The following is a 420-nucleotide window of genomic DNA, read 5'->3' on the forward strand; positions in this document are numbered from 1 at the left end:
GGGACCTGACTAGTTCCGTAATGTACTTGCAGAGAAAGAAATTCATACCCAATCTTGCGATCTGTTACTTTTTCTTCTAAAATAAGAGAAACAAGATCCTCATCAGTGATTTATTTTTTCTTCTCAGTCAACTCTTTAAACATCGTAAAGAATTTATTAATCTCATCACTGTCAAATTGGAACCCTAAAGCAGTCAACCGGTCTTTAAATGCGTGGCGTCCAGAATGTTTACCTAGGACAAGCGCATCTGCGGTTACACCGACAAGCTCCGGCGAAATAATTTCATAAGTTGATTTCTCTTTTAAAAAGCCGTCCTGATGGATGCCTGATTCATGAGCAAATGCATTATCGCCCACAACTGCTTTATTGCGCGGGACAGCCATGCCGGTCAGCTTGCTTACTAAATCGCTTGTTCTCTTA

1 pseudogene is annotated in these 420 nt (G+C 40.7%); it reads right to left on the bottom strand.

Annotated elements, in window-relative coordinates:
• Window positions 1-420: pseudogene (locus tag RVS70_RS22740) on the bottom strand (2-isopropylmalate synthase); the annotation flags it as partial.

It is taken from the genome of Virgibacillus sp. M23 (assembly GCF_034190895.1).
GTDB classification, from domain to species: domain Bacteria; phylum Bacillota; class Bacilli; order Bacillales; family Amphibacillaceae; genus Virgibacillus; species Virgibacillus salarius.